Origin of the sequence: Cohnella sp. GCM10020058, assembly GCF_042683485.1 — a bacterium.
GTDB lineage: Bacteria > Bacillota > Bacilli > Paenibacillales > Paenibacillaceae > Cohnella.
The window spans coordinates 162,468-187,347 of the sequence record NZ_JBHUJV010000013.1 but is presented as its reverse complement, the minus strand read 5'-3'; the positions used below and the strand labels follow the sequence as shown (position 1 = coordinate 187,347).

Sequence of the window (24,880 nt, the reverse complement as noted above, 5' to 3'; positions counted from 1 at the left end):
CATGCCGGCCGTAGGCAGCCATGTGAGCACGCGGCGCGGATTTTACGAGGCGGCGCTCGCCACGAGTCGAATGGGCGGCCATGCGTTCCAGTACTTTCCGTCGAATCCGCGCACGCTTTTCTCCAAGCCGGTCGACGAGGCGGACGCATCCCGCTGCGCGGCGTACTGCCGGGAAGCAGGCATCGTCTCGCTGGGCCATTCCGCCTATGCGATCAATCCCGCCGCGACAGGCGACTCCGCCTCCCAGATGGAGCGTTGCGTGCTGGGCGATCTTGCGATCGCGGAGGCGTGCGGATCGATCGGCACGGTCATTCACTTTGGCGTCATCCGCGGCGACGACCCGCTGCAGGGCTATCGCGACATGATCGCCTGGCTGGACAGAACGCTGGCCCGTTGGGAAGGAAAGGCGAAGCTGCTGCTGGAGAATCAGGCCGGCAACCACGGCGACGCCGGCAAGACGCCGGAGGAGATGGTCCAGATCCGCTCGCTGTCCGCCTATCCGGACAAAATCGGCTTTTGCCTGGACACCTGTCATTTGTACGCCAGCGGAGAGTGGAACGGCGCCGATTGGACCGATTTTCAAACGCGGGCCTCAAAGCTCGGCTACTGGGAAAATCTAGCAGCCGTGCATTTGAACGACTCGCGCTATCCTTCAGGCTCGCGCAGGGACAGGCATGCGCCGATCGGAGAGGGCTATATCGGCGACGACGGCCTCCGGGAGCTGCTCGCCTCGCCTGAGATTCGACGGGTGCCCATCGTCATGGAGACGCCGCCCGATGCGGACGGCACGCACGAAAAACAGATCGCCCGCGTTCTTAAGCTGCTGCGCGAGGGAGACGATTCACGTGATTAACGTTTATTTGGACGATGTGCGGCCTTGTCCCGCCGGCTTTGTGGCGGCACATACGGCAGCGGAATGCCTGCTGCTGCTCCGCGAATACGAAGTGGATATCCTGTCGCTCGATTACGAGCTCGGGTACGGGCAGCCGAGCGGGTTCGCCGTTGTGGCCGGACTCATCGCCTCGGGCACGCATCCGCGAGAGGTGTACGTTCATTCCTCCAGCATGATGGGCCGCGCCCAGATGGTGAAGGGGCTGCGCGATGCCGGTATCGCCGGGCTGATCGTGCATGACGGTCCGATGCCGGCGGCGGTGCTCGAAGCGGCGGCGGTCAAAGGCGCCGGCGGAGAGAAGGGCGAATCGCCGTGACCGAATGGGAAGCCAGGACCTGGCAGCGAGAAATGGAAGACACGGATGGCGCGCTCGCGCTGTTCGTATATACGCCGCTTTGCGGCACTTGCGCGCTCGCGAGGCGAATGCTCGAGGTGGCCGAGGCGTCTCTGACTGACGTTCGGATCTCCTCGGCGAACATCAACTTGATGCCGGGACTCGCGGAAGCATTTCAGATCGAGAGCGTTCCCTGCTTGCTGCTGCGGCGGTCGGACGGCTCATGGAATAAGATATACCGATTCGGATCGGTCGTGGAGGTCAGGGCGCGGCTCGTCGAATCGTTCAGGGGAGAGGGAAACGATTATGATCGAACTTAAAAATATCGTATGGCGCCGCGAAGATCGGGAGATTTTGCGCGGCGTCGATCTGACGGTCAAAGCCGGAGAGCGCTGGGTGCTGCTTGGCCGCAACGGCTGCGGCAAATCCACGCTGCTCGAAATGATTTCGGGTTATCTATTCCCGACAAGCGGTACGGTCGATATTCTCGGCAACCGATACGGGCGCGTCGACGTGCGCGAAGTACGCAAAAAAATCGGCAATATCGGCCCGTCGCTCATCGAAAAGCTCATTCCCCGCGACCCGGTCTGGGAGATCATCGTCGGCGGGATGAACGCTTATTTGCGTATTTACGAGGAGATATCCGACGAAATAAAGGAAAGAGCGCTGGCGGAGCTTGACCGCGTCGGACTCGGCTCGCGCGCCGAGCAGCCGTTCGGGACGCTGTCCCAGGGCGAACGCAAAAAGGCGCTGCTCGCCCGGACGATGATGGCCGATCCGCAGCTTCTGATTATGGACGAGCCATGCGCCGGACTTGACCTGTTCGAGCGGGAAAAGTTTCTGGATTCGCTTGAATCGCTGTCCAGGCGCGTGGAGGGCATGTTGTACGTGACGCATCATATCGAAGAGATCGTGCCGTTGTTTACGCATGTGGCGCTTATGGCCGAGGGACGCATCATCGCGGCCGGTCCCAAGCGCGAGGTGCTGACGGCGGAGCTGCTGCGCGACGCCTACGAGGTGCCGGTCAACGTACGCTGGGTCGAAGACAGACCGTGGATCACGGTTGAAAAGGAGGGGTAACGTGTCGGCATTCATAGGAACGAGCAACCCCGGGTTCGCGCCTTTCGCGATGGAGGAGATGCGCAGGCGCTGGCCGGACGTCTCGTTGTCGGGCCTTGCGCCAGGCGAGACCTTTAAGCTTGTCGTCTCCGGCACGGACGACCGCGAGCTGGTCCGCCAGCTTCGCATGGACGAGCCCGTCTTTTTGCGCCACCTCTTCCCGGTGCGGGAGGAGCTCGACATCCCGCAGCACGCGGAGGAGGTCGCATCTTCCCTCGTCCGCTTCGCGGGTTCGCTGTCGGACGAAGTTAAGGGCGCCAAGGTTGCGGTTCAGGTACGCAAGTCGCAGGACAGTCCGTTCCCTTTTTCGTCGGCCGAAGCCCGCGACCTCATGGTGCCGGCGCTGCTGGAGTCGAGAGCGGAGGGCGTGTCCCGCGGGGCGAAGTGGATCGTATCCGTTTACGCGGCGAAGCGGACCCTTTATCTCGGTTTGTCCGAGCCGGCCGACAATCTGTCCGACTGGCCGGGAGGCGCCGTACGGTTCCGCCGCGAGGAAGGACTCATCTCCCGAGCGGCCTTCAAGCTGCTCGAAGCGGAGCAGACGTTTGACCTGCCTTTCGAACGGTTTACGAACGCGCTTGACCTCGGCGCCGCGCCTGGCGGATGGACGTCCGTGCTCCTGGAGCGCGGCCTTCGCGTGACGGCGGTCGATCCAGCGGAAATGGACGAGTCGCTCGCGGGGCATCCGAGGCTGCGTCACATGCGTCAGAACGCGGCGGACATTTCCTTCGCGCCGGGGACGTTCGACCTGCTCGTCTGCGACATGAGCTGGGATCCGCACCACACGGCCCGGATCGTGAAGCAGCTGGCGCCGGCGCTGTCGGCAGGCGCATCCATCATCGTTACGCTCAAGCTCATGTACAAAAAGCCGATGCAGACAATCGTCGACCTGCTCGGCTCGTACGAGGAGACCTTCGATATCCGAAGGGTCAAGCAATTGTTCCACAACCGGGACGAAGCGACGGTCTGGATGCGCAAGTAGCCGTGTTTGGGGGTCCCTTCGCAGCCGATATTCGAGTTCGGTCCTTCCCTTAACGATCGCAGCATGCTATAATCGGACCCATATGATTGACGCACGCACGGGAAAGCATCCCGCGCCGAACCGGATCCCTTCGGGATTGCCGGTTTTGGCGCGGTTTTTTGTTTTTATTGCGTCCGCGCGATTGTTGCGAAGGGAGGAACGGGGCATGAAAGGGGAAAATGCGCGGCATCCGCTGCCGATATTGGAGCTGGGTCAGCTCGTATCGAACCGGTACAGGATCGTCGGCGGACTGGGCCGGGGCGGGATGGCACGCGTCTATCTGGCAGAGGACTTGAAGCTTGGCGGGAGACTGCTGGCGCTCAAGCTGACGCGTACGTACGACGATGCCCGGCAATTTATCGACGAGGCGAGGCTGCTGAGCGACTTGCGTCATCCGGGCCTGCCGGAGATCGTCGATTACGAGCCGCCGGACGAGCAAGGGCTTGCGCTGATCGTCATGACCTATGTCGAAGGCGAGACGCTCGCCGACCGCATGCGCAAGCACGGGATGCGCCTGCCGTTCGGGAAGGCGCTGCGCTATTTGCTTCAGCTGGCGCGGACGCTGCAATATTTGCATGCGCAGCGGCCGCTCGTCGTTTTCCGCGACCTGAAGCCGGCAAATGTCATGATCGACAGCAGGGACGATGCGATTCTGATCGACTTCGGCATTGCCAGGGAGTTCAAGCCGGGCGCGGCGAAGGATACGATGATGCTCGGAACGCCCGCATTTGCGGCGCCGGAGCAGCTGCGGGGCGAGCAAAGCGATGCCCGGACGGATCTGTACGGGCTCGGTGCCCTTGCCTATTATCTGCTGACGGGCGGCGGCTTCTATGACCGCACGGGCGCAGGCGGGCGGCAGATCTGGCAGCGCGACGCGCCGCCGGGATTCGTCGCGTCCGTGGAGCGGCTGCTGTCCGAGCGCCCGGAAGCTCGGCCGGACGGCGCTTCTGCCGTCGTAAGCGATTGGCAGGACTATGCAGCCTCCGCGGGAGCGCATGAGCTGGGCGGACCGTTGCTACAGCAGCAAGAACGGCATGCGCAAGCAAGCCGGAACGCTGCAAGCCGCTTCCGTGGCAAAGCGGTCCGGATCGCGGCGATTTTGTCGGCCTACCCAGGCGCGGGCGCAACTTTTCTGGCTCGGTTGCTGTCGTCCCGGCTCAACCTGCTCGGCGTCGCGCATGCCTTGACGGAGTGCCCCGGCGTCGAGCCCGAGCTTTACCGCTGGCTGGACGGCGGCCGGCGCATGCCGGTCCGTGCGGCGTTCGCGGATCCGTCCGGCGCAGGCTCCGTGTCTCCGTCATGGCGGGAGGGGCATGCCGATTATTATCCGCTTCGTCCGGACGATCCGCCGGGCGGCGCACCGGGGCCGGGCTTTGCCGCCTGGCTGGACGCGATCGGCGTGCCGCTCGTGCTGCTCGACGTATCCGGCGCCTGGCAGAATGCGCAGGTGTCGGCCTGGCTAGCAATGCATGCCGACGCTTTGTTCGCGGTGGCCGATCCGCTGCCGGTCAAGTGGACGGAGCGCCGGCAGCGCGGCTGCGCGGAGCTGCTGGCGGCTGTGTCGAGCGCCGGCGCGGCCACGGGCTGGATCGCGAACCGCGACCTGGACTTTCCGGGGCGAAGCGAATGGCTCGGCCTGTTTCCGGAGCGACCGCTGCTCGCGGTGCCGACCTTGCCGCCTGAAGACACGGTTGCCTGGCTCTGGCTGGGCGGAGACGTCGCGCTGTCGCGGCGCGCGGCAGCCGATGCGGATGCTTTTTGCGCCCGTCTGCTGGGGTGAACCGCAAGCCGCCATTTGGGGCGTTGCGCGTCGACGCGGGGCGTCGGACCAGCGGCTTCCGGGAATGTATGCTTCATCCATTCGATCTCGCAAGGTCGTCATGGTACAATAGATGTCAGCGGATTCAGACGCTTATTCCAGATTCCGTAGTACGTAGAGACAGAGGTGGACGAACATGAGCGAACGTATATTGATCATAGAGGACGAAGACGGCATTGCGCGCATATTAGAGCTCGAGCTCAAGCACGAAGGCTATGAAGTCGGCCGTGCGGCCGACGGCCGCACGGGCCTGGAGATGGCGCTGAGCGGCGAATGGGACCTTCTGCTGCTGGACGTGATGCTGCCCGGCTTGAACGGCGTCGAGGTGCTCCGCAGGTTCAGGCAGAATGACAACGCGGTACCCGTCATTCTGCTGACGGCCCGGGACACCGTTCCGGACAAGGTCAGCGGCTTCGAGCATGGCGCCAACGACTACGTGACCAAGCCCTTCGCTATGGAAGAGCTGCTCGCGCGCGTGCGGAACCTGCTGCGGATTTTCAAGGCTTCGCGCGAGGGAGAGAGCGAGGATGCGCTCAAGATCGGGGATCTGACGATCGAATTGATCACGCGCAAGGTGTACCGCAAGGACCACGGCATCGACCTGACACCGCGCGAGTTCGAGCTGCTGCTTTATTTGGCGCGACATAAGGGCACGGAGAAGACGCGGGATGAGATTTTGTCCGACGTATGGGGCTACGAATATATCGGGGATACGAATGTCGTCGACGTGTACATCCGTTATTTGCGCCAAAAGATGGACAAGGGTTACCGGCATAAGCTGCTTCACACCGTTCGCGGCGTTGGCTACATGCTCAAGGAGCCCGAAGTATGACGCTGAGGCTTCGCTTCACGCTTTTTACCGTTTTTTGGTTGATTTTTATTTTGATTCTTTACAATGTGTTCGTCTATTACTTCGTCATCAAGGTGACGACACGCGGCGAGCTGCAGCTGCTCTCGAGCAAGGCCGACCTCGTCATGGAGACGCTCCGCAAAAATGAGATGGCGGGTATCGACGACACCGCGCTGCTTAAGGACATGTACAATGTCAATGAGATGATGCGCATCGTCACGCCGGATTCGCGGGTCGTGAACTCGGTCGGGGTAGATAAGCAACTGCTCGCCCTGCCCAAGGAAGTCCGTACGGTATCGCATTCGGACACGATCAAGGTGGACGGGCACCGGGTACTGACCTGGTCCGTCCCGATCTACGACAACCATCGTTTGATCGGGCAGATCGACAGCGCGCGTTATTTGACCGCGCTCGACGGCTATCTGCAAATTTTGCTCGGCGCGCTTAGCGTGACGAGCGTCGGCGCGATCATTTTCGCCATTCTCGGTACCTACTGGTTCACGTCCCGGCTAACGGGACCGATCGGGCAGATGGTCCAGACGATGCGTGAGATCGACCGGAGCGGCAAGCTTCAGCGGGTAAAAATGGGCCGGGAGGAATCGGTGGAGCTTCAGCAGCTCATCCGCGCGTTCAACCAGATGATCGAGCGGCTGGACCGGACGATCGAGCGCCAGAAGCAATTCGTCGCGGATGCTTCGCACGAGCTGAAGACGCCGCTCACCGTCATCGGCAGCTATGCGGACATGCTCAAGCGCTGGGGCCGGGACGACGTCACCGTGCGCGACGAGGCGATTGAAGCGATCGCGCGCGAGACCGAGCGGCTCAAGAAGCTGACGCTCTCGATGCTGACGCTGGCGGAGGCCGAGCAGGACGATTGGCTGAACAAGAGCCGGTTCGATATCGTGTCTATCGTTAACGATTTGTCCGGCGTGCTGCGCGCCACGTTCCTGCGGCATATCCGGGTTCATGCCGGCTCGAATACGGTTCAAATGGTCGGAGACAAGGACAAGATCCGTCAGATGATCCTGATTTTCCTGGACAATGCAATCAAATACAGCAAAGAACCGATCGACGTACGCATCCGATCGGAGAAAAATACGGTTCGCATCGAAGTGACGGACTACGGCATCGGTATTTCGGAGAACGAGATTCCGTACTTGTTCGAACGATTCTACCGCGTGGACGAAGCTCGGCATCGTGCGACGGGCGGCAGCGGGCTCGGACTGTCCATTGCCAAGCGGATTATCGACCTGCACGGCGGGACGGTCGAAGTGTTCAGTAAGCCCGGGAGCGGCACGACCATCGCGATTGCGCTTCCGTACAAGTAGGGGGTCTGCGCGATAGCTGTAGTTTTGCCGCGCGCAAGAGCCTTCGTAATACTGCCGCTTGGCCGAGGACAAAGGTTTTAGTTCCTATAGCATAGAGTATAAAAATTGGCGGAGATCCAGACGGGGAAGCGCGCATCCGGCGTGCCGGCGCTTTTCGATGGTTTGCGGGCCGAGAACCTGCGACTGCACATGTATTTTCTGTCGACCCGCGGCACGTGATGAAATACATGCAAAAGTGCAGGTAAATTCAAAGCACAAGCCGCAAATGAGGCTAATGCAGGAAAATAACTGCACGTTAGCATCTATCCTGTATAAAAGGGCCGACCTCATCGGAAAAAGATGGTTATTTGTACGCATCCCGCAATTTATGAAAATACCGTCAGTGCGGCTTTCCCTGACGGTATTTCTTATGTGAAATGGGCGAGAAGCGCGATGCTAGAGTACGCGCTTCGCGGTTTTGTAATGGGTTTTCCAATAGGAGGCGCTCAGGCTTGTGATCGTGACGCCGGGCTTGCCGTACGTATGAAGAATTTTGTCGTTGCCGATATAGACGGCGACATGTCCGATCTTAGAACTGTTGCTGGATTTGAAAAAGACGAGATCGCCTTTTTTGAGCTCGGATTTGGCTACCGTCTTGCCCTTGGTCGCTTGCGCGCTGGAGACGCGAGGGAGCTTTACGCCGTATTTGCCGAATATATATTGGGTGAAGCTGGAACAGTCGAACACTTTGGTCGTGCCGGTCGGCGCGCCAAGACGATATTTGACGCCTAAATATTTTTTGCCGAGCGTGATAATTTTATCTGCTTTAACAGTTGTCGTTGCAGCCGCGGAGGCTTTGGGGGCGGAAGCGAAAAGCGTTCCGGAAACGGCAATGGCGGCGCAAAGTCCCAGACTGGCGATTTTGCGGATCAAACGGCTGCGAATGTTTATGCTCATGTTGTGGGGATCCTCCGTCCGAATGGTTCGGCTCGCTAGGGCCTTTTATTTAACCCAACTATAACAGATGCCAAACAACCTACAATTTTCCAAAAAGAACAAGAGTCGCATAATACTGCGGCTCTTGTCGGTTTCTTAGAGACGGATGAGAAATCTCTCATTCTCACGAGCGGTTTGCGAGCTGCTGCGTACCCGATATAATGAGGGTGAAAAAAGAGAGGGATGGGATTAATGAAAATGAGAGTTTCCGCCGTTCAATTCGCGCTGAAAGACGTAAAAAGCGTGGAGGAATGGAGTGCCCAAGTCAAGCACTACGTCCGCAACGCGGCTGAATACGGCTCGCAGTTCGTGCTGTTTCCCGAGTTCATCACGACGCCGCTGCTCGGCATCGGCGAGGAGCCGGGCGGCGCGGGCCGCCCGATCGGCACGCTTCCCGATTACACGGAGTTGTACACAGGGCTGTTCTCCGGATTGGCGCAGCAATACGGTATGTTTTTGTTCGGCGGAACGCATGTGACAAGGCGTGGCGATACGCTTCGCAATACGGCCTTTTTGTTCAAGCCGGACGGCAGCTGGCATACCCAGGACAAGCTTCATATTACGCCGACGGAGGTGGAGTCCTGGCATGTGCAGCCCGGCGACGGCGTAGAGGTCATTGATACGCCGTATGGCAAGATCGGCTTGCTCACGTGTTACGACATCGAGTTTCCCGAGATCGTGCGCATGGTTCGCGCCAAAGGCGCGAACGTCATTTTCTGCCCGTCCTGCACGGACGACCGGCACGGCTTCTACCGGGTGCGCTACTGCTGTCATGCCAGAACCGTAGAAAATCAAATTTACATCGTGACGACAGGAACGGTCGGGTCGCTGACGACCGTCGACTTTATGCGTGCGAACTACGGCCAGGCCGCCATCATTGCGCCAAACGATATTCCGTTTCCGCCGCGGGGCATCCTGAGCGAAGGGGATACGAACACGGATATGCTGATTACGGCGGATCTCGACCTGTCGCTGCTCGACGAGGTGCGCGAAGCGGGCTCCGTCACGACCTGGCGGGACCGCAGAGTCGATCTGTATACGGACTGGCAGTAAGAAGGGAGCATCGATATGCGCAAACGACTCGTCGTATCGGACGGGAGCCGAACCGTCGAAGCCGTCATCCGTACATACGCGCGGGAGGACTTCAAGGCACTGATTGAGGTTCAGGCGGAGAGCTTCCCGCCGCCCTACCCGTCCGAGTTGTGGTGGAACGAAGCGCAGCTCGAGGCGCATGTGACGAAATTTCCCGCGGGCGCGCTCTGCGTCGAAGTCGACGGGCGGATCGCGGGCTCCATGACGGCGCTCAGGCGCACGCTTGCGGACGGGGACGGACATAGCTGGGCTGAGGCGACGGATGACGGCTACATTCGTAACCATGAGCCTGACGGGGACACATTATACGTGGTCGATCTTTGCGTCAGGCCTGCGTATCGAACGCTTGGCTTGGGCAAATGGCTTATTCAATCCATGCATGAGACGGCCGTCCATCTCGGCTGCCGCCGGCTGCTGAGCGGCGGACGAATGCCAGGCTATCACAAGCACGCGGATAGTCTGACGCCCGAGCAATATTTGGAGGAAGTGACGGCCGGGCGGCTTCGCGATCCCGTCGTTTCCTTCTTGCTCCGCTGCGGGCGTATGCCCGTCGGCGTCGCGCGCCATTATCTCGACGACGAGGAATCGTGCGGCAACGCGGCGCTCATGGAATGGCGCAATCCGTTTTTCGTATAGATCTCGTCTCACGCCTGTCAACTGCTTAACACCTTCTTGCGGGAAGGTGTTTTTTTGTGTTTCGTCTTGCCCATCCGGACCCAACTTGCTTTGAAAAGCAACAAAATCCCGAAATTTTTCAACCCTTCCTTCCGCTAAAAAATCTAATATAGGTGAAGGTGACGCGGCCGTGGAGCCGTGTGCCGATTAAACGCATATGCGGAGGTTACGGATAGATGAGCAACGATTTGAAACCGCCGAGAGGACTTGCCAGCCTGGAGCGGTTCGATCTGCTGCCCTTGCTGCGGGACGGTGTGCAGGTACACTACGAAGGCAGTATCGACAAACAAGGCTACAACGCGGATTGGGACTGGCTGCTTTACAAGGATGGCGATGAGTTCGTTATTTTTGACGTCGACGGTCCGGGCTGCATTTACAATTTCGTGCAGCATCGTTATCCGGACAGTCCGGAGCCGACGTTTCGATTTTATTTCGACGGAGAGTGTTCGCCTCGCTTTGAGATCAGGCATTCCGAATTCGGAATGAAGGCACCGTTCTTATCGCCGCTCGCCGGCGCGTATCTCGGGCCGGAAGAAGGCGGGCGCGGCCCGATCCGCGTCGTGCGCAGCTTCGTGCCGATGCCGTACGCGAGATCGTGCAAAATCACGACCGATATTCGGTTGAAGGGAGCGGCCAAAGGGGACGGCGGCTGGGGACATGTCGTCTATCATTCGTACGCGGAGGGAGACGGCGATATCATTACTTTCACGGGCAAGGAGTCCTATGACCGTACGATTGACATCTGGAGCCGCGTCGGCGAAGACCCGAAGCCGGACGTGCCGTCAGAATCGACCGCTCATCGGGAGCTCTCGATCCCGCCGGGCGGCTCGGCCGTCGTCTTCGAGGCCGCGGGAGCGGGCTGCATCGTCTCGATGCTGGCCGAGACGCCGGGAATCGGCGCGAACGATCTGTGGATACGCGCGACATGGGACGGACATGGTGCGCCGGACTTGGAAAGCCCGATCGGCGCATTCTTCGGCAACGAGCTGGGGATAAACGCCATTCGTATCCTTTCCCATGGCACCCGCGCGGACGGCGTCTCGTACAACTACTTCCCGATGCCGTTCTGGCGAGGCGCGCTTGTCGAACTCGTCAATAAGGGAGACAAGGCGATTCAAATCGCAAGCTGGGACGTTCGCAGCGCATCCGCGGAGTTAGCTCTTGAGCGATATTCGGAAGGACTGGCAGGTTACTTCCGTTCCTCGTCTTATCGCGAATCCAGTGCGACGCGCGGAGCGGATGCCGTCATCGGACGCATCGCAGGGAAGGGGCATATGGTTGCGGCGCAAGTCACAGCGTTTGCCCGCAAGCCCGGCATCGTCAGCTGCGAAGGCGATGTTCGCGTCTACATCGACGGCATTGCGACGCCGCAAGTCGAGAGCGACGGCTCAGAGAGCTATGTCTGCTACGGTTGGGGCTTCCCGACGCCGCCGGAGACGAATCCTGCGAGCGGGTACGACGGGCTGCCGAACAACCCTTGGTCGATGGTGCGGCTGTGCGCGGGCGATTGTTATCCTTTCAGGGAGCAGCTGGTTTTCGGCATCGAGTCGGGCGACTATAACAATCAATACTTACGTCATTCGGGCATTTTGTTCTACTACGGCGTCGATGCGCCCGGTCTTCTGCTCACCGACGAGCTCGATATCGGGGACCGCGGCTCCGAGGAAGCGCACGGCTACGCCGCGAACGGCGGACGGGGCAGCTATTCGCTCGAGAGCGGCTACGAGGACGGAACGCATCGTCTGCTGAGGGATACGGGCAGGGAGATCGAGAACTACAGCGAGTTTACGGTCGCAATCGATCCGCGCAACGCCGGGGTCAGGCTGCGCCGCAGATCCGACCAGATCACGGGCCGGCAGCGGGCGTTCGTTTACGTCGACGGCGAACGCGTCGAATCGCGCAGCTGGTACTTCGCCGACCGCAACCCATACAAGCGTTGGCTGGAGGACGAATTCGAGATTCCGGCCAAACACACCGCGGGAAAGACCGATATAACGGTGCGGCTGGTCTTCGAGCAAGAAGGCGAGAATAGGGTCTGGAATGAATTTTATTACTGGATTTACTCGCTCGTATAAAAAAGGAAGGCCGGCGCGGGCATGGATGCACCGGCCGTTCAACGTTCGGGCAAAATCAAGAAAATCGTAAAATCGTTCAACCTCCGGCCGTATCCTACGACTTATGATGAAAATAGACGAGCGCCCCCGGTTAACGCGCGGCGCGTGTCCCGCATAACTTGTCCGCGACACGCGAATCGGTTATATTCGAGGTCGAACGAAGGACAGCAGCCGCTCGGATCGGAGGATGCCGCGATGTACAAGGTGATGATCGTCGAGGACGAGATGCTCGTCCGCGTCGGGCTGAAGAGCTCCGTCGACTGGAGCAAATACGGCATGCAGGTCGCGGCCGATCTGCCCGATGGACAGTCGGCATGGGACTATTACGAAAAAGAAAAGCCCGATATCGTCATTACCGACATCCGGATGCCGCGGATGGACGGCATGCAGCTGATCGAACGGATTCGCGAGGCCGACAAGGCGACGCGCATCGTCGTGCTCTCCTGTCTGGAGGAGTTCGATCTGGCGCGCCGGGCCATGTCGCTTGGCGTCTCTAACTATATATTGAAGCTTACGATGACCGAAGCGGAGATCGGCGGCGTCCTCGAAAGCGTGCGCCGCAGCCTCGACGAGCAAAGCGCGCGCGGTCAACCGAGCGAAGGCAAGCCGCATCCCTCCAACCTGGACCTGGTGAAGGAGAAGATGCTCAAGGATTTTCTGTTTTACAACATTTTCTCCGCCGATGAATTCGAGCGCTTCGTCGTCAAGCACGGCTTGCGTCTCCAGCCGGTTCGGCTCGTCGCCTGCAAGATGGAGCTCAACCGCTTCGCGCGGATTCAGGACAAGTTCAAGGACGAGCACGGGCATCTGATCAAGATGACGCTGATTAACGTGCTTGGGGAGATCGCTTCGGCCGTGCGCCGCGGCGAAGCATTCTGCATCGACGACAAGCATTACGTCATTTTGCTCTCGTTCGAGGACGTGGCGTCCGAGCAGTCGATTCAGCAGGAAACCCATGCGCTTCTCAGCCGCATACAGGAAGCGATCTCCACGTACTTCGGCGCTTCGGCTTCATTCGGCGTGAGCGGCATCCGCAGCGGTTACAAAAACCTGCCCGCGCTATACGCCGATGCCGGCAAGGCGCTGAGGCATAAATTTTTGACCGGCACCGGACAAATGCATCGCGTCGGCCAAGCGCCCGACCTAATCGGCGTGCGCGCCCGCATCGCCCGTCTTCGGGATGCCGCGCCGCTGCGCGCGCTGCTGTCCCCGATCAAGCTTAAGGAATACGAGGCGTACCTGGCATCGCTCGAGGCGTCCCTGTCCGAGGACCGCAAGACGATCGAGTCGCTGCTTTTTCATTTTCTCCAATGGGTGGGCACGAGTCTGTACAACGACGTTCAAAATGAAAAAACGCTGCTCATGAACGTCACCGAACAGCTCGAGGAGGCGGACACGATGCTCGAGATGCTCGATTGCGTATCCGTTTTTTTCGCCGAAATCGTCGAAGAAACGCGCAACCGGCTTCATATGAGCAGCGACATCACCAAAGCGATCCATTATATCAAGCAGCATTACAAGGAAAACATCAGTCTGCAGGCGGTCGCCGATCACGTGAACCTCAGCTTCAGCTATTTGAGCTTTTTGTTCAAAAAAGAGCTGCAGATCACGTTTATCGATTACCTGAACCGGTACCGGATCGAGCGGGCCAAGGAGCTCATGGCGGCTACGCAGATGAAGTCGTACGATATCGCGGTCGAAGTCGGCTTTTCGCCGGAATATACGTATTTCAGCAAGGTGTTCAAAAAAGTGACGGGCCTGAACCCCAACGATTACCGCAGGCAGCGGACGAGCGGCCAGGCGGCCGTCGAATGAGGCTGCCGCACGCCTTTCGGAGTCTTCGCTCGCAGCTCGTGCTGTCGTACATGCTCATCAGCGTGCTCGTGCTGTCCGCCGGCACGTACTACGTTTATTCCTTTATGCTGAACCAGATCCGCGCGCAGAATGAACGGCTGCTGCTGCAGCAGTTCCAGCAGGTCGATCACAACGTCCACGGCGTCGTCAGCGAGGTGGACCGGCTGTCCAATCTGTTCTGGGTCGACGAGCAGATTCAGTATTTGCTCCAGAACATCTCGGACAAGCGCAACGTCGACTTCGTCAACTATCAGAACCTGCTGCAGAACCGCATCGAAACGTTTATTTTTAACTACAATTACATTCATTCGATCTATCTCACCGCGGAGCAGCAGGGCGTCGTGGGCGGCAATGCGGGACAGACGCTCGTGCAGACGGAAGAAGAGTGGGTGCGGCTTTTTTTCAAGTCCGACGCCTATTTGCGCTCGCAGCGCGAGTTTCCCAAGCTCATCGTGCAGGGCAACGTGAAGGAGTCGTACTACAACCCCTATAAGACCGGAGCGAACGATGCCACGCTGGTCAGCATGCTGCGCGGCGTGCGCAGCATCTACGAGCCGCGGACCAGCGGCACGCTGATTTTTAACATCGACGAGCGTTATCTCGCCTCCATGTACGCTTCGGACCTCAGGCCCGAGGACGGGGACATGTTCATCGCGGACAAGGACGGCGTCATCGTATCCAGCAACAACAAAGAGAAAATCGGCAAGGCGAGTCCGTTCGTGCCGCAAAAGGAAGGGGCGCCGGCGTACGGAAGCCGCGACGAGAAAGGCGGGCGTGTCCAGACGGTTTATTACAAGCTGCAGGATGCGGATTGGTATATCTTGAAGGAAGTGCCGCTCGGTCTGTATGCCGATCAGATTTATAAGATGCAGCGGGCCGTCGCGCTCTTTTTTATCGTCAGCCTCCTTATTATGTTCGCGCTCTCCTACTTATGGCTGCGCAAGATCATGAACCCGCTGCAGGTGCTCTCCGGCAAAATGAAGGATATGAGCCGGGGCGAGCTTGGCGTCACCTTCGACCGCGTGCCGGACAACGAGCTCGGAACGGTCATCCGGCGGTTCAACGAGATGTCGCTCAGCATCGTGGAGCTGATCGATAAAAACAACAGCATGCAGGAGCAGAAGCGGGAGACGGAGATCGAATCGCTGCAATACCAGATCAACCCGCATTTTCTGTACAACACGCTGAACATGGTGCGCTGGATGGCGAACATGAAAAAGACCGACGATATCGAACGCAGCATCGTGGCGCTCGGCAACCTGCTCCGTCCGGTATTCTCGAGCAAGGATCCGATGTGCGAGCTGCGGGACGAGCTGGCTTACTTGACGCATTACATCGGCATCATCAACATGCGCTTTAACGACAGTGTCCTGTTCGACATCGACGTGGACGAGACGACCGCTTCCTGCCTTGTGCCGCGCTTCATCCTGCAGCCGCTCGTGGAAAATTCGATCGCTTCGGGCCAGCGGGAAGAAGAGCATGAAACTTTTATTTCCATTCACGCGAAATCGGACGGCGGCGAGCTGCGGATCGTCGTCAGCGATTCGGGGACCGGCGTCCCGCAGGATTTGCTCGAGTCGCTCAACCGCAGGTTCGAAACGGGCGAAGCGTACGAATCGGCGGGCGGCGGCAGCGGCATCGGGCTGCGCAACGTGAACAAGCGGATCCGGCTATACTTCGGCGACCAATACGGACTGCGGTTCGTTTCGCGCGACAAGGGGGCGGAGGTTGAAGTCCGCATGCCTTCGCTGCAGGCCGAGAGACAAGATTGAGATTCGGTTTCGAATGGCCTCGTCCATATGGGCGGGGTCTTTTATCGTTGTTGTTGTCGTTTGTCGCAGGACTTGAACGGATTTTAAAATCGTTCAACCGGCGGGCGCGGCGTTTGCGTCCTTTTTTCAAGCGGATCGCGAGATCGTTCATATGAACCCGCCGGCCAAGCGTTTATGTTGAGGAAGACGGGGAGCCGACCGGCGCCCGCAAGTTTAATTTAAAAGTCGGAGGTGATCGGGCGGCAAGAGTTGTAAGCGGTTACCGTTTTTTTACACACCCTTTAAAAGGAGCGATTGTGAGGATGATGATCAGGAAATCCAGGTTTGGCGCGCTTGGCGCCGCGACGCTGTTGCTGTCCGCCCTGCTGCCGGCCGGCGTGGGGACGGGTAGCGCGGTTGCGGAGGCGACGGCGGCTACGGAGAGCGTCACGGTCAGCATCGATACGGGCAACGTCATAAACGATCATTTTCTCGGCGTCGGTGTGAACGTCATGCCGCTCGCGCTCATGCCGAAGTCGGCAAGCTACGGGTACGGCGGCCCCGAATGGGAGATCGACAAGAAGCGGATCGGCACGATCAAGCCCAAGGTCGCGCGGCTCTGGTTCCAGGTCGATTGGGTGGAAAAAGAGAAGGGCGTCTATGACTTCGACAGCGAGGAAATGGAGGCCGTCTATCCGTATCTGGATGCGCTAAAAGCGGCAGGTACCGAGATCGAGCTCAACTTCGGCTGGAAAAACGGCGAGGAAATTCACGACTGGTTCGGCTTGCCGGGCGTCGATCCGTGGACGAGCGCGCCGGCCGACGTCGACGATTTCGCCGAATCGGCATCGAATACGCTTCAGGAACTCATCGACGAACGCGGCTACGACAATATCAAGTATTTGACGTTCTACAACGAACCGAACGGCAGCTGGGACTTCGAGACGGGCGGCGACAAGGCGAACCAGCAGCAGTACTACGCCAATATCGTCACGAAGGTCAGTCAGCGGCTCGCAACGGACGGATTGCGGGATCGAATCGGCATCTGGGCGCCCGAAGAGACGAGCGCGACGGACTGGACGACCGCGCTGCATACGCTCGCGGACGCGCATATCGACGGCTACAGCTTCCACATGTACGGCGCGTCGTACGAGAGCCTCGGCAACGAGATCGCGGCCCGCAAGGCGGCCGTCTCGCCGAAGAAGGTGCAGATGACGGAGTTCGGCTGGTCGGCGGACGATGCCAGCGGCTGGAATTCCGGCTTCGCCAACTATGTCATCAGAGGCGCGAACGAGGGCCTTCAATCGGCGCTCGTCTGGCAGCTGAACGGCGTCTGGAGCACCGACCCGCTCGGCGACGTCAACGGCAACTACACGATGTGGGATTCGGTCGTGCAGGGCTTGACGGCCAAGCGGGCGTTCTATTCCGCGGGCCTGCTCAATCGGTACGTGCCCGCGCACAGCGACGTCGTCGAAGCGCAATCGAGCTCGCCGGACGTTCGCGCCGCCGCCTTCAAGACGGCCGGCGGTGATTATGCGATTCTCGTCGAGAGCAAGGCGGGCGCGCCGAAGGACATTACGTTCGACTTCGGCGGTACGTCGATTGGCAAGACCTTCGTGAAGCATGCGTACAGCGATGCGGTCGCAAGAGACGGCAACGCGCTGCTTCCGCCCGCTTCCGGCAGCTTCGCCGCGACGGACGCGTTCCGCGACGAGAACGTCGGCGCCGACTACAACTTCGCGATCTATACGACCGAAGCGTCGCAGACGCAGGTCAAATTGACGCCTGTCGAAGCCAAGGTGACGGGCGGCGAGACGCTTCAGTTGACGGCGGACGTCATCGACAATTTGGCCGGTGTGAGCTGGAGCGTCGTCGGGACCGGCAACGGTACGATCGACGCGAACGGTCTGTATACGGCGCCCGACGTAGACACGGAGCGGCAGGTGGCGATCAAGGCGGTGAGCCAGTCGGATCCGGACGGCTACAATATCGCCAGCGTCACGGTGACGCCGCGATCCGTGCCGACGCGCGTCGACGCGCCTGTGCTGAGCCTGCCGTACGGCGTTTACGATTCGTCCGAGGCCGTCACGGTCACGACGGGGACGCCTGGCGCCGAGATCCGGTACACGCTCGACGGCAGCACGCCGACGGCGGCTTCGCCGCTTTACGAGCGGCCGGTCATATTGAAGACGTCCACGACGCAGCTGTTCAAGGCCAGAGCCTTCAAGGCCGGGCTTGATCCGTCGGGTACGACGTCCGCGTTCTACCGCGTTTTGGACGTCAGCGTCGCGCCGGACGGCTATCAGTTGTGCGCCTACGACGGCGGCGAGTGCTATTACGAAGGCGAAGGCATCGTCGCCTACGGCGCCGACGGCCTTTTCAACTACAAGATCGCGCCGGACGGCACGGACTGCACGGCCGCGGTATTCGGCGACCCGAATCCGGGCGCGGCCAAGCGCTGCTACTACAGCGAGGACGTACCGGAAGAGCTGCCGCTCGTCACGTTTTACAATGCGGGCTTTGAAAAGCCGGCGGTGGCAAGCTACCGGAACGGGCCGTTTACGAACGGCTGGGTGTTCAGCGACCATACGGGCGTGCACAGCAATACGAGCGCGTTCGCGCCGCCGCCCGCGCCGCAAGGGGTGCAGAGCATGTACCTGAAAACGGACGGCGGCATCGACGGCAGCTTCTATCAGGAGATCAACTTCAAGCCCGGCGAATACCAGGTTACTTTTAAAGCGGCCAACCGCACGAGCTTCGGCGGGCAGCAGACGTTCGACGTTTATTTCGACAACGCCTTGATCGGCAGCTTCGCGCCTTCGGGCTCTTTCACGACGTTCCGCACCGACAGCTTCGAGACGGCAGGCGGCAAGCATACGATCAAGTTCCAGGCCACCTCGCATACGGGCGAAAACACCGCTTTTATCGACGCGGTCGAGATCGGCTTGCCCAAGCCGCCGGAGCCGGCGACGCTGCTCAACGCGGGCTTCGAGTCGCCGGCGGTAACGGCATCGAGCGGCGTGAAGGCGGGCGCCTTTGCGGACGGCTGGTCGTTCAACAACCGGGCCGGCATCCAGAAAAACGGCTCGGCGTTCGGGGCGAAGGACGCGCCGGAAGGCATTCAGACCGCATTGATCCAGACGAACGGCGGACTTGCGGGCGAGATCAAGCAGACGCTCGGCTTCCCTGCAGGTCGTTATAAGCTAGCCTTTCAGGCAGCGCGGCGCGGCTATGGCGGCCAGCAGAGCTTTGACGTTTATTTTGACAACGCGGTAATCGGTACTTACTCGCCGTCGTCGCAAGATTTCAAAGCGTTCAAAACCGGCGGCTTCGAGGTCGCGACGACCGGCAGCCATACGATCAAGTTCGCGGCGACGACGACGATCGGCGACAACACGGCGTTTATCGACGACGTCAAGGTGATCCTGATCGAGGAGGTCGCGAACCAGGCCGCGCTCGCAAGCAAGAAGGGCGAGATCGTCGCGGAAAATTTGCAGGCGGCCGACTTCACGGACGCTAGCTGGGCGGCGCTGCAAAGCGCGCTGACGGCGGCGGACGCCGTGCTGGCCGACGCGTATGCGACGCAAGCCGAGACGGATGCGGCTTTGGCGGGGTTAACAGCGGCGCGCGCGGGACTCGCGGCGTTCGTGCCGGCGCTCTCGAACGGCGGCTTCGAGTCGCCTGCCGTCACGAGCTACCGGGTCGGACCGATGACGTACGACTGGACGTTCAACGGCCTCTCCGGCGTGCAGAAAAACGGCTCCGTGTTCGGCGCGCCGACAGCGCCGGACGGGACGCAAACCGCGTTGATCACTTCCAAAAACGGCTCGCAAGGCGAGCTGTCGCAGACGATCCGATTTACGGCCAACACCTATAAGATCGCTTTCCAGGCTGCGCGCCGGGATTTCGGCGGTCAGGTCGCCTTCGACGTTTATTACGATACGATGCTGCTGGCCTCTTTCTCGCCGTCGAACAAAACGGGTTTTGCGGCATTCGAGACGCCGATCTTTACGGCGACGGCAGGCAATCATGCGATTCGCTTCGTGACGACCAACGCCTCCGGCGACAATACGGCATTTCTGGACGCGATCGCCGTGCAGCAGGTCGCGCCGCCCGCGGACCGGACGCAGCTCCAGGCCAAGCATGAGGCGATTACGGCTGAAAGCTTGAACGAAGCCGCTTATACGGCGGGCAGTTGGTCCGCGCTTCAGACGGCGCTGACTGCAGCTAGCGCGACGCTCGTCGCTGAAGCTTCTACGCAGAAGCAGATCGATGCCGCGCTGTCCGCGCTTGCCGCGGCGCGCGCGGGTCTCGCCGCCGAGCCGCAGGCGGCCGCGAAGCCGGGCGTGTCGGCATTGTCGAGCGACAACGGCTACGACACCGGACTGCTCGACGGCGATTATAAAATATCGATGAACCTCTGGCATGGCGAAAACGCAACTATTTATAAGCTGTACGAGAACGACATTCTGATCGATACGCAGCGGCTCGCAAGCGCTTCTCCGGCCGCGCAAACCACATTTACGCCAATCTTGGGGCGAGCCGACGGCACCTATCGTTACCGGGGCGAGCTGATCAATGCGAAAGGGGCGACGTCGAGCGAAGTCCTGACCGTCGTCGTCAAGGACGCGAAGCCGGGCAAGCCGGTGTTGTCCGCAAACAATTGGGACGGCGACGGCAGCTATGACTTGGCGATGAACATGTGGTGGGGAACGAACGGAAGCACGTATCGTTTGTACGAAAACGGCGTGCTGATCGATATGAAGCCGTTAACCCCGGGTACGCCGTCCGCCCAGGCTGCGACGACGGCAATATCAGCAAGGACGCCAGGCAGCTATGCTTACCGCGCCGAGCTGTCCAACTCGGCTGGCGCGACGACAAGCGAGACGCTGATCGTGCAAGTGACGAAGTAGATCATCGAAAGCCAATCATAGATCAGGTCATTAAAGCGAGCCGCTTTGGCGCGCCGGCGAAGCCGGGGGCCAAGGCGGCTTTGTACTTTGTACATTCAGAGTCAAGCCTTGGACGCTCCGACCGCACGATCCTCTGTAGCAGTCCCCGCGGTTTTGTTCAACCCGCCGCAAAATCGTTCAATCCGCCGCATGCGCGCCTCTAATATATTTCAACGAGATCGAGAGATTCTTCATTCGACACGATCCCGCGGCCTCCTATAATGAGGACATCAAGAGAGAGACTATAGGAGCAAAGGAGAACCGCTATGGAAATCACGACTGCAAGCCAGGCCGGCAAAAAGCGGCGCTTCAAATCGAGTCACCGGCGAAAGGACGGGTACAAGCTGCTGCTTGCGGCGCTGCCGTTCGTCCTGATCGCCTTCGCCTTTAGCTACGTGCCGCTGTTCGGCTGGATTTACGCCTTTTTCGACTATCACCCCGGCATCCCGTTGTCCAAGACGCCATTTTCCGGCCTCGACCGGTTCAGGGACATGTTCAGCGATCCCCGGATGGGGCCCGTGCTGCTGAATACGCTGGCGCTTAGCTTTCTGTCGATTCTGACCGCGCCGATTCCGATGCTGTTCGCCATCATGGTATCCGAAGTGCGCAGCGGCTGGTTCAAGCGCCTCGTCCAGACCGTCTCCACGCTGCCGCATTATATCAGCTGGATTATCGTGTATGCGCTGGCTTTCAGCATGTTCAGCACGGAAGGGGCAGTCAACACGTTCCTGATGAAACTGGGACTCGGCGGCGCGCCCGTCGACGTGCTCGGCAACTATGAGCGCGTATGGACCGTGCAGACGCTGCTGCTGCTGTGGAAATCCGTCGGCTGGAGCGCAATTATATACCTGGCCGCCATCGTTAGCATCGACAGCGAGCAGTACGACGCCGCCAAGGTCGACGGCGCGGGCAGACGGCGTACGATCTGGCACATTACGCTGCCGAGCATCATGCCGACGTTTATCGTGCTGCTGCTGCTATCCATCAGCAATTTGCTGTCAGCGGGATTCGAGCAATACCTCGTATTCAGCAACGTGATGGTCGCGGACCGCATCGAGGTGCTCGATCTATACGTTTACCGGCTCGGGCTGGTCACGGGCGACTACTCGTACTCGACAGCCGTAGGGATGTTCAAGTCGATCATCAGCATCGTGCTGCTGTTCACCGTCAACCTGTTATCCAAAAAATTCCGCGGCCAAGGCATCGTTTGACCGTCTGATCGGAAAGGGGCTTCCACATGAACACGCATACCGCATCCAAGCCGGCGGCCGTCGCTTCGAAGCCGGAGCGGCGAAAGCGGTCGGTCGACTACAAGGACCTGACGTTCAATTTCTTCAATTACCTGATTTTGACGGTGCTCGTGCTTGCGACCATCTATCCCTTTTACTATATCTTCATTTATTCGATCAGCGACTCGATCGAGGCGCAGAAGGGCGTCACCTTCTGGCCGGCGGGCCTCTCGCTCAAGGCTTACGAGACCACGGTGCAATTGCCGGGCATCATGGATGCCGCCTTCGTATCGCTGTCGCGGACCGTCGTCGGCACGCTCATTACCGTTTTCTGCTGCTCGTTCTTCGCTTATCTGATCACGAAGGAAGAGCTTCCGTTTCGTAAAACGATCTACCGGTTCGTTCTCGTCACGATGTACTTCAACGCCGGCTTCATCCCCTGGTACCTGACGATGAAAACGTACGGACTGCAAAACAGCTTCCTGCTGTACGTGCTGCCGACGGCGCTTGCGGGCTTCAACGTCATTCTGATCAAGACGTTTATCGAGCAGCTGCCGGCTTCGCTCGAGGAATCCGCCAAGATCGACGGCGCGGGCTACTTCAAGATTTACACGAGCATCATTTTCCCGCTGTCGATGCCGATCATCGCGACGATCGCCGTGTTCGCCGCGGTCGGGCAGTGGAATACGTGGTTCGATAACTACTTTCTCGTCGAAAATCCGAAATTGCAAACGCTTCAGCTCGTGCTCTACAACTTCCTGAACCAATCGAGCAACCTGTCCAACGCGACGACGGAGCAGCTCAACCGCGGCGACCTGGTCCGTACGCTGACGCCGCAGTCGATCCGGATGGCGATCACGATGCTCGTGACGCTGCCGATCGTGCTCGTCTACCCGATGCTGCAGCGCTACTTTGTCAAAGGCATCATGATGGGCGCGGTCAAAGGTTGACGTCCTGGCGCATGCAGCGGCTTTTCTGCCGGCAAGCTTGGATTATCCGGCGTTATCGCCGATAATTATAAATCTCGACTATTTATAGGAGGGTTACAATGAGAAAGAAAGCTACCCTTAAGCTGGGGGCCATGATGCTGGCAACGACTTCGCTGCTCCTGTCCGCCTGTTCCGGCGGCAACAACGGCAACAATGGGAACAACGCTTCGCCGTCCGCGACAGCATCGGCAAGCGCCGGCGCAAGCTCGTCAGCCGCAAGCCCCAGCGCTTCCGCCGAAGCCGCCAAGGACCTGGTCACGCTCCGCGTGCTGGTCATGGAGCCGGGCACCAAGTGGAACAAGTATAACGAAAGCCCGGTAGCCAAAGCGATCGCCGAAAAAGTCGGGGTCAAGATCGAATACGTCGAAGCCGACGAAAATAAATTTAACGTCATGCTGGCCAGCGGCGACCTGCCCGATATCGTCCGCTCGGACGTCAACAAATATCAAAAGCAGCTGATCGAAGGCAATCTCGTCGTCCCGATGGACGATCTCCTTGCCGAGCACGGCAAAGACATTACCGCAAATATTCCGACCGTCGTCGACTTCAGCAAGAAAAACTGGAGCAACGGCACAGGCAAGCTCTACTTCCTGCCGCCGCAGGTTCAGGCGAAGTCCGGTAAGTTCGTCCGTCCGATCACGATCGGCCCGACGATCCGTTGGGATTGGTACAAGGAAGTCGGCGCCCCCGAGGTCAAGACGATGGACGACCTGCTGAACGTCGTCGACCAAATCGTGCAGAAGCATCCGAAGACCGACGACGGCAAGAAGGTGTACGGCGTCTCGATGTGGCAGGATTGGGGCTTGTGGCCGTACACGATCCCGCCGATCATTTTCAACAACATGGCCGGCGTGACGAGCGACCTGACGATGCACGAGACCGGCAGCACCAAGTTCATCAGCACGCTGACCGACGAGACGTCCAACTTCTGGACGGCGATGAAGTTCTACTTCGACGCCAACCAGCGCGGCCTGCTCGACCCGGACAGCCTGACGATGAAAAACAACGATTACATGGCCAAGGCGACCTCCGGCCAAATCGCCGTCGGACCGGCAACCTGGGCGATGGGCGACTTCAACGCGCAGCATACGAACGACGGCAAAGGCTTCATCGTCATCCCGGCGGGCAAGTACGCTTGGACGGGCGAGATTCGCCCGCTCGGCTGGCAGGACAAATCGTACAGCATCTCTAAGAGCTCCAAAAATCCGCAGAAGGCGATGGAGTTCCTGAATTATATTTATTCCTACGAAGGCGCAAGAACGATGTACAGCGGCGTGGAAGGCCAGAACTGGAACCTGACGGACGGCAAGCCGACGCTCACCGAAGACTCGCTGGCGCTCAAGGCGACCGGCGGCATTCCGCTCGAATCGTCCGGCATGTCGCTCGACCTGAATATCATCGGTCTCGGCGGCGACGTCGCCAATCCGCAGGACGGCCAGCCGCTCAACCTGTTCAACACCGAGGAAGCGCTCGTCAAGGCTGCGACGCCGCTTGAAAAAGACTTTGCGCAGCACTATGGCGCATCGTATTCCGGCGAAGTATTCGGCAAGCTCATCAAGGAAGGCAAGCTCGTGTCCGCCACGACCTGGATGGACAATATGAGCGAGGATCAAGTGCTCAAGGAAAATACGGTCCCGGGCGTCACGCTGACCGACGACTGGAAAAAGAAAGAGGCTTCGCTCAAGGAGCTCGCCACGCGTCAGGCGGCCAAGATCATTCTGGCGAAGGACGAAGCGGCTTACAACAAAGCGAAAGCCGAAGCGCTTGACGCCTTCAAAAAAGCGGGCGCGGACGACTTCACGAAGTTCTACAACGATGAAGTGCAAAGACTGAGAGCGGAGCACGGCCTGCAATAAGGGCTGCCGCGCGCGGCATAGCCGCCTTGA

At 59.7% G+C, this 24,880-nt stretch carries 18 protein-coding genes; 17 read left to right on the top strand and 1 reads right to left on the bottom strand.

Features of this window, described 5'->3' with window-relative positions; all coding sequences use genetic code 11:
- Position 1: 1 nt before the first annotated feature.
- The 8 genes from ACFSR7_RS22290 (at position 2) to ACFSR7_RS22255 (ending at position 7,363) form a co-directional block, all read left to right on the top strand.
- On the top strand, positions 2–853 hold the full coding sequence (locus tag ACFSR7_RS22290; protein WP_378165374.1) for a deoxyribonuclease IV: 852 nt from the start codon (positions 2–4) through the stop codon (positions 851–853).
- On the top strand, positions 846–1,208 hold the full coding sequence (locus ACFSR7_RS22285; RefSeq protein ID WP_378165372.1) for a cyclic-phosphate processing receiver domain-containing protein: 363 nt from the start codon (positions 846–848) through the stop codon (positions 1,206–1,208). Before ACFSR7_RS22290 ends, ACFSR7_RS22285 begins: the two co-directional genes overlap by 8 nt.
- Positions 1,205–1,546, top strand: coding sequence for a thioredoxin family protein (locus tag ACFSR7_RS22280; RefSeq protein ID WP_378165370.1), 342 nt, complete (start codon positions 1,205–1,207; stop codon positions 1,544–1,546). Before ACFSR7_RS22285 ends, ACFSR7_RS22280 begins: the two co-directional genes overlap by 4 nt.
- On the top strand, positions 1,533–2,306 hold the full coding sequence (locus ACFSR7_RS22275; RefSeq protein WP_378165368.1) for an ABC transporter ATP-binding protein: 774 nt from the start codon (positions 1,533–1,535) through the stop codon (positions 2,304–2,306). Before ACFSR7_RS22280 ends, ACFSR7_RS22275 begins: the two co-directional genes overlap by 14 nt.
- A gap of 1 nt (position 2,307) precedes the next feature.
- A complete protein-coding gene (locus tag ACFSR7_RS22270) occupies positions 2,308–3,327 on the top strand; it encodes a 23S rRNA (cytidine(2498)-2'-O)-methyltransferase RlmM (protein ID WP_378165366.1) in 1,020 nt (339 codons plus the stop codon).
- 205 nt (positions 3,328–3,532) lie between these two features.
- Entirely contained in the window at positions 3,533–5,146 is a 1,614-nt protein-coding gene (locus ACFSR7_RS22265; RefSeq protein ID WP_378165364.1) for a serine/threonine-protein kinase, read from the top strand.
- 175 nt (positions 5,147–5,321) lie between these two features.
- Positions 5,322–6,017, top strand: a complete 696-nt coding sequence (locus tag ACFSR7_RS22260) for a response regulator transcription factor (protein ID WP_282908547.1) — start codon at positions 5,322–5,324, stop codon at positions 6,015–6,017.
- Positions 6,014–7,363: a HAMP domain-containing sensor histidine kinase gene (locus ACFSR7_RS22255; RefSeq protein ID WP_378165362.1), complete on the top strand. Its 1,350-nt coding sequence runs from the start codon at positions 6,014–6,016 to the stop codon at positions 7,361–7,363. Before ACFSR7_RS22260 ends, ACFSR7_RS22255 begins: the two co-directional genes overlap by 4 nt.
- Before the next feature lie 435 nt (positions 7,364–7,798).
- Here ACFSR7_RS22255 and ACFSR7_RS22250 read toward each other — a convergent pair whose 3' ends face one another.
- Positions 7,799–8,299, bottom strand: a complete 501-nt coding sequence (locus tag ACFSR7_RS22250) for a C40 family peptidase (protein WP_378165361.1) — start codon at positions 8,297–8,299, stop codon at positions 7,799–7,801.
- Between the two features lie 231 nt (positions 8,300–8,530).
- Here ACFSR7_RS22250 and ACFSR7_RS22245 point away from each other — a divergent pair, with 231 nt between their 5' ends.
- The 9 genes from ACFSR7_RS22245 (at position 8,531) to ACFSR7_RS22205 (ending at position 24,850) form a co-directional block, all read left to right on the top strand.
- Entirely contained in the window at positions 8,531–9,391 is an 861-nt protein-coding gene (locus ACFSR7_RS22245) for a carbon-nitrogen hydrolase family protein (RefSeq protein ID WP_378165359.1), read from the top strand.
- Positions 9,392–9,406: 15 nt separating this feature from the next.
- On the top strand, positions 9,407–10,066 hold the full coding sequence (locus ACFSR7_RS22240; RefSeq protein ID WP_378165357.1) for a GNAT family N-acetyltransferase: 660 nt from the start codon (positions 9,407–9,409) through the stop codon (positions 10,064–10,066).
- Positions 10,067–10,281: 215 nt separating this feature from the next.
- The gene (locus tag ACFSR7_RS22235; RefSeq protein ID WP_378165356.1) at positions 10,282–12,180 is read left to right on the top strand and encodes a DUF2961 domain-containing protein; all 1,899 of its coding nucleotides are present in this window, start codon (positions 10,282–10,284) and stop codon (positions 12,178–12,180) included.
- 234 nt (positions 12,181–12,414) lie between these two features.
- Complete coding sequence (locus ACFSR7_RS22230) at positions 12,415–14,034, top strand: response regulator (RefSeq protein ID WP_378165354.1); 1,620 nt, start codon at positions 12,415–12,417, stop codon at positions 14,032–14,034.
- The gene (locus tag ACFSR7_RS22225) at positions 14,031–15,845 is read left to right on the top strand and encodes a cache domain-containing sensor histidine kinase (protein WP_378165353.1); all 1,815 of its coding nucleotides are present in this window, start codon (positions 14,031–14,033) and stop codon (positions 15,843–15,845) included. Before ACFSR7_RS22230 ends, ACFSR7_RS22225 begins: the two co-directional genes overlap by 4 nt.
- A 302-nt stretch (positions 15,846–16,147) precedes the next feature.
- Positions 16,148–20,737: a chitobiase/beta-hexosaminidase C-terminal domain-containing protein gene (locus tag ACFSR7_RS22220; protein WP_378165351.1), complete on the top strand. Its 4,590-nt coding sequence runs from the start codon at positions 16,148–16,150 to the stop codon at positions 20,735–20,737.
- Positions 20,738–21,042: 305 nt separating this feature from the next.
- Complete coding sequence (locus ACFSR7_RS22215) at positions 21,043–21,987, top strand: ABC transporter permease (RefSeq protein WP_378165349.1); 945 nt, start codon at positions 21,043–21,045, stop codon at positions 21,985–21,987.
- Between the two features lie 26 nt (positions 21,988–22,013).
- The gene (locus tag ACFSR7_RS22210; RefSeq protein ID WP_378165347.1) at positions 22,014–22,955 is read left to right on the top strand and encodes a carbohydrate ABC transporter permease; all 942 of its coding nucleotides are present in this window, start codon (positions 22,014–22,016) and stop codon (positions 22,953–22,955) included.
- 98 nt (positions 22,956–23,053) lie between these two features.
- On the top strand, positions 23,054–24,850 hold the full coding sequence (locus ACFSR7_RS22205) for a type 2 periplasmic-binding domain-containing protein (RefSeq protein WP_378165346.1): 1,797 nt from the start codon (positions 23,054–23,056) through the stop codon (positions 24,848–24,850).
- Positions 24,851–24,880 lie beyond the last annotated feature (30 nt).

Bases quoted from the DNA above. Each gene is read 5' to 3' on its own strand.
- ACFSR7_RS22230 (WP_378165354.1), top strand. From the start codon at position 12,415: ATGTACAAGGTGATGATCGTCGAGGACGAGATGCTCGTCCGCGTCGGG.
- ACFSR7_RS22220 (WP_378165351.1), top strand. From the start codon at position 16,148: ATGATGATCAGGAAATCCAGGTTTGGCGCGCTTGGCGCCGCGACGCTG.
- ACFSR7_RS22225 (WP_378165353.1), top strand. From the start codon at position 14,031: ATGAGGCTGCCGCACGCCTTTCGGAGTCTTCGCTCGCAGCTCGTGCTG.
- ACFSR7_RS22275 (WP_378165368.1), top strand. From the start codon at position 1,533: ATGATCGAACTTAAAAATATCGTATGGCGCCGCGAAGATCGGGAGATT.
- ACFSR7_RS22240 (WP_378165357.1), top strand. From the start codon at position 9,407: ATGCGCAAACGACTCGTCGTATCGGACGGGAGCCGAACCGTCGAAGCC.
- ACFSR7_RS22210 (WP_378165347.1), top strand. From the start codon at position 22,014: ATGAACACGCATACCGCATCCAAGCCGGCGGCCGTCGCTTCGAAGCCG.
- ACFSR7_RS22260 (WP_282908547.1), top strand. From the start codon at position 5,322: ATGAGCGAACGTATATTGATCATAGAGGACGAAGACGGCATTGCGCGC.
- ACFSR7_RS22250 (WP_378165361.1), bottom strand. From the start codon at position 8,299: ATGAGCATAAACATTCGCAGCCGTTTGATCCGCAAAATCGCCAGTCTG.
- ACFSR7_RS22205 (WP_378165346.1), top strand. From the start codon at position 23,054: ATGAGAAAGAAAGCTACCCTTAAGCTGGGGGCCATGATGCTGGCAACG.
- ACFSR7_RS22255 (WP_378165362.1), top strand. From the start codon at position 6,014: ATGACGCTGAGGCTTCGCTTCACGCTTTTTACCGTTTTTTGGTTGATT.
- ACFSR7_RS22245 (WP_378165359.1), top strand. From the start codon at position 8,531: ATGAAAATGAGAGTTTCCGCCGTTCAATTCGCGCTGAAAGACGTAAAA.
- ACFSR7_RS22235 (WP_378165356.1), top strand. From the start codon at position 10,282: ATGAGCAACGATTTGAAACCGCCGAGAGGACTTGCCAGCCTGGAGCGG.
- ACFSR7_RS22290 (WP_378165374.1), top strand. From the start codon at position 2: ATGCCGGCCGTAGGCAGCCATGTGAGCACGCGGCGCGGATTTTACGAG.
- ACFSR7_RS22215 (WP_378165349.1), top strand. From the start codon at position 21,043: ATGGAAATCACGACTGCAAGCCAGGCCGGCAAAAAGCGGCGCTTCAAA.
- ACFSR7_RS22265 (WP_378165364.1), top strand. From the start codon at position 3,533: ATGAAAGGGGAAAATGCGCGGCATCCGCTGCCGATATTGGAGCTGGGT.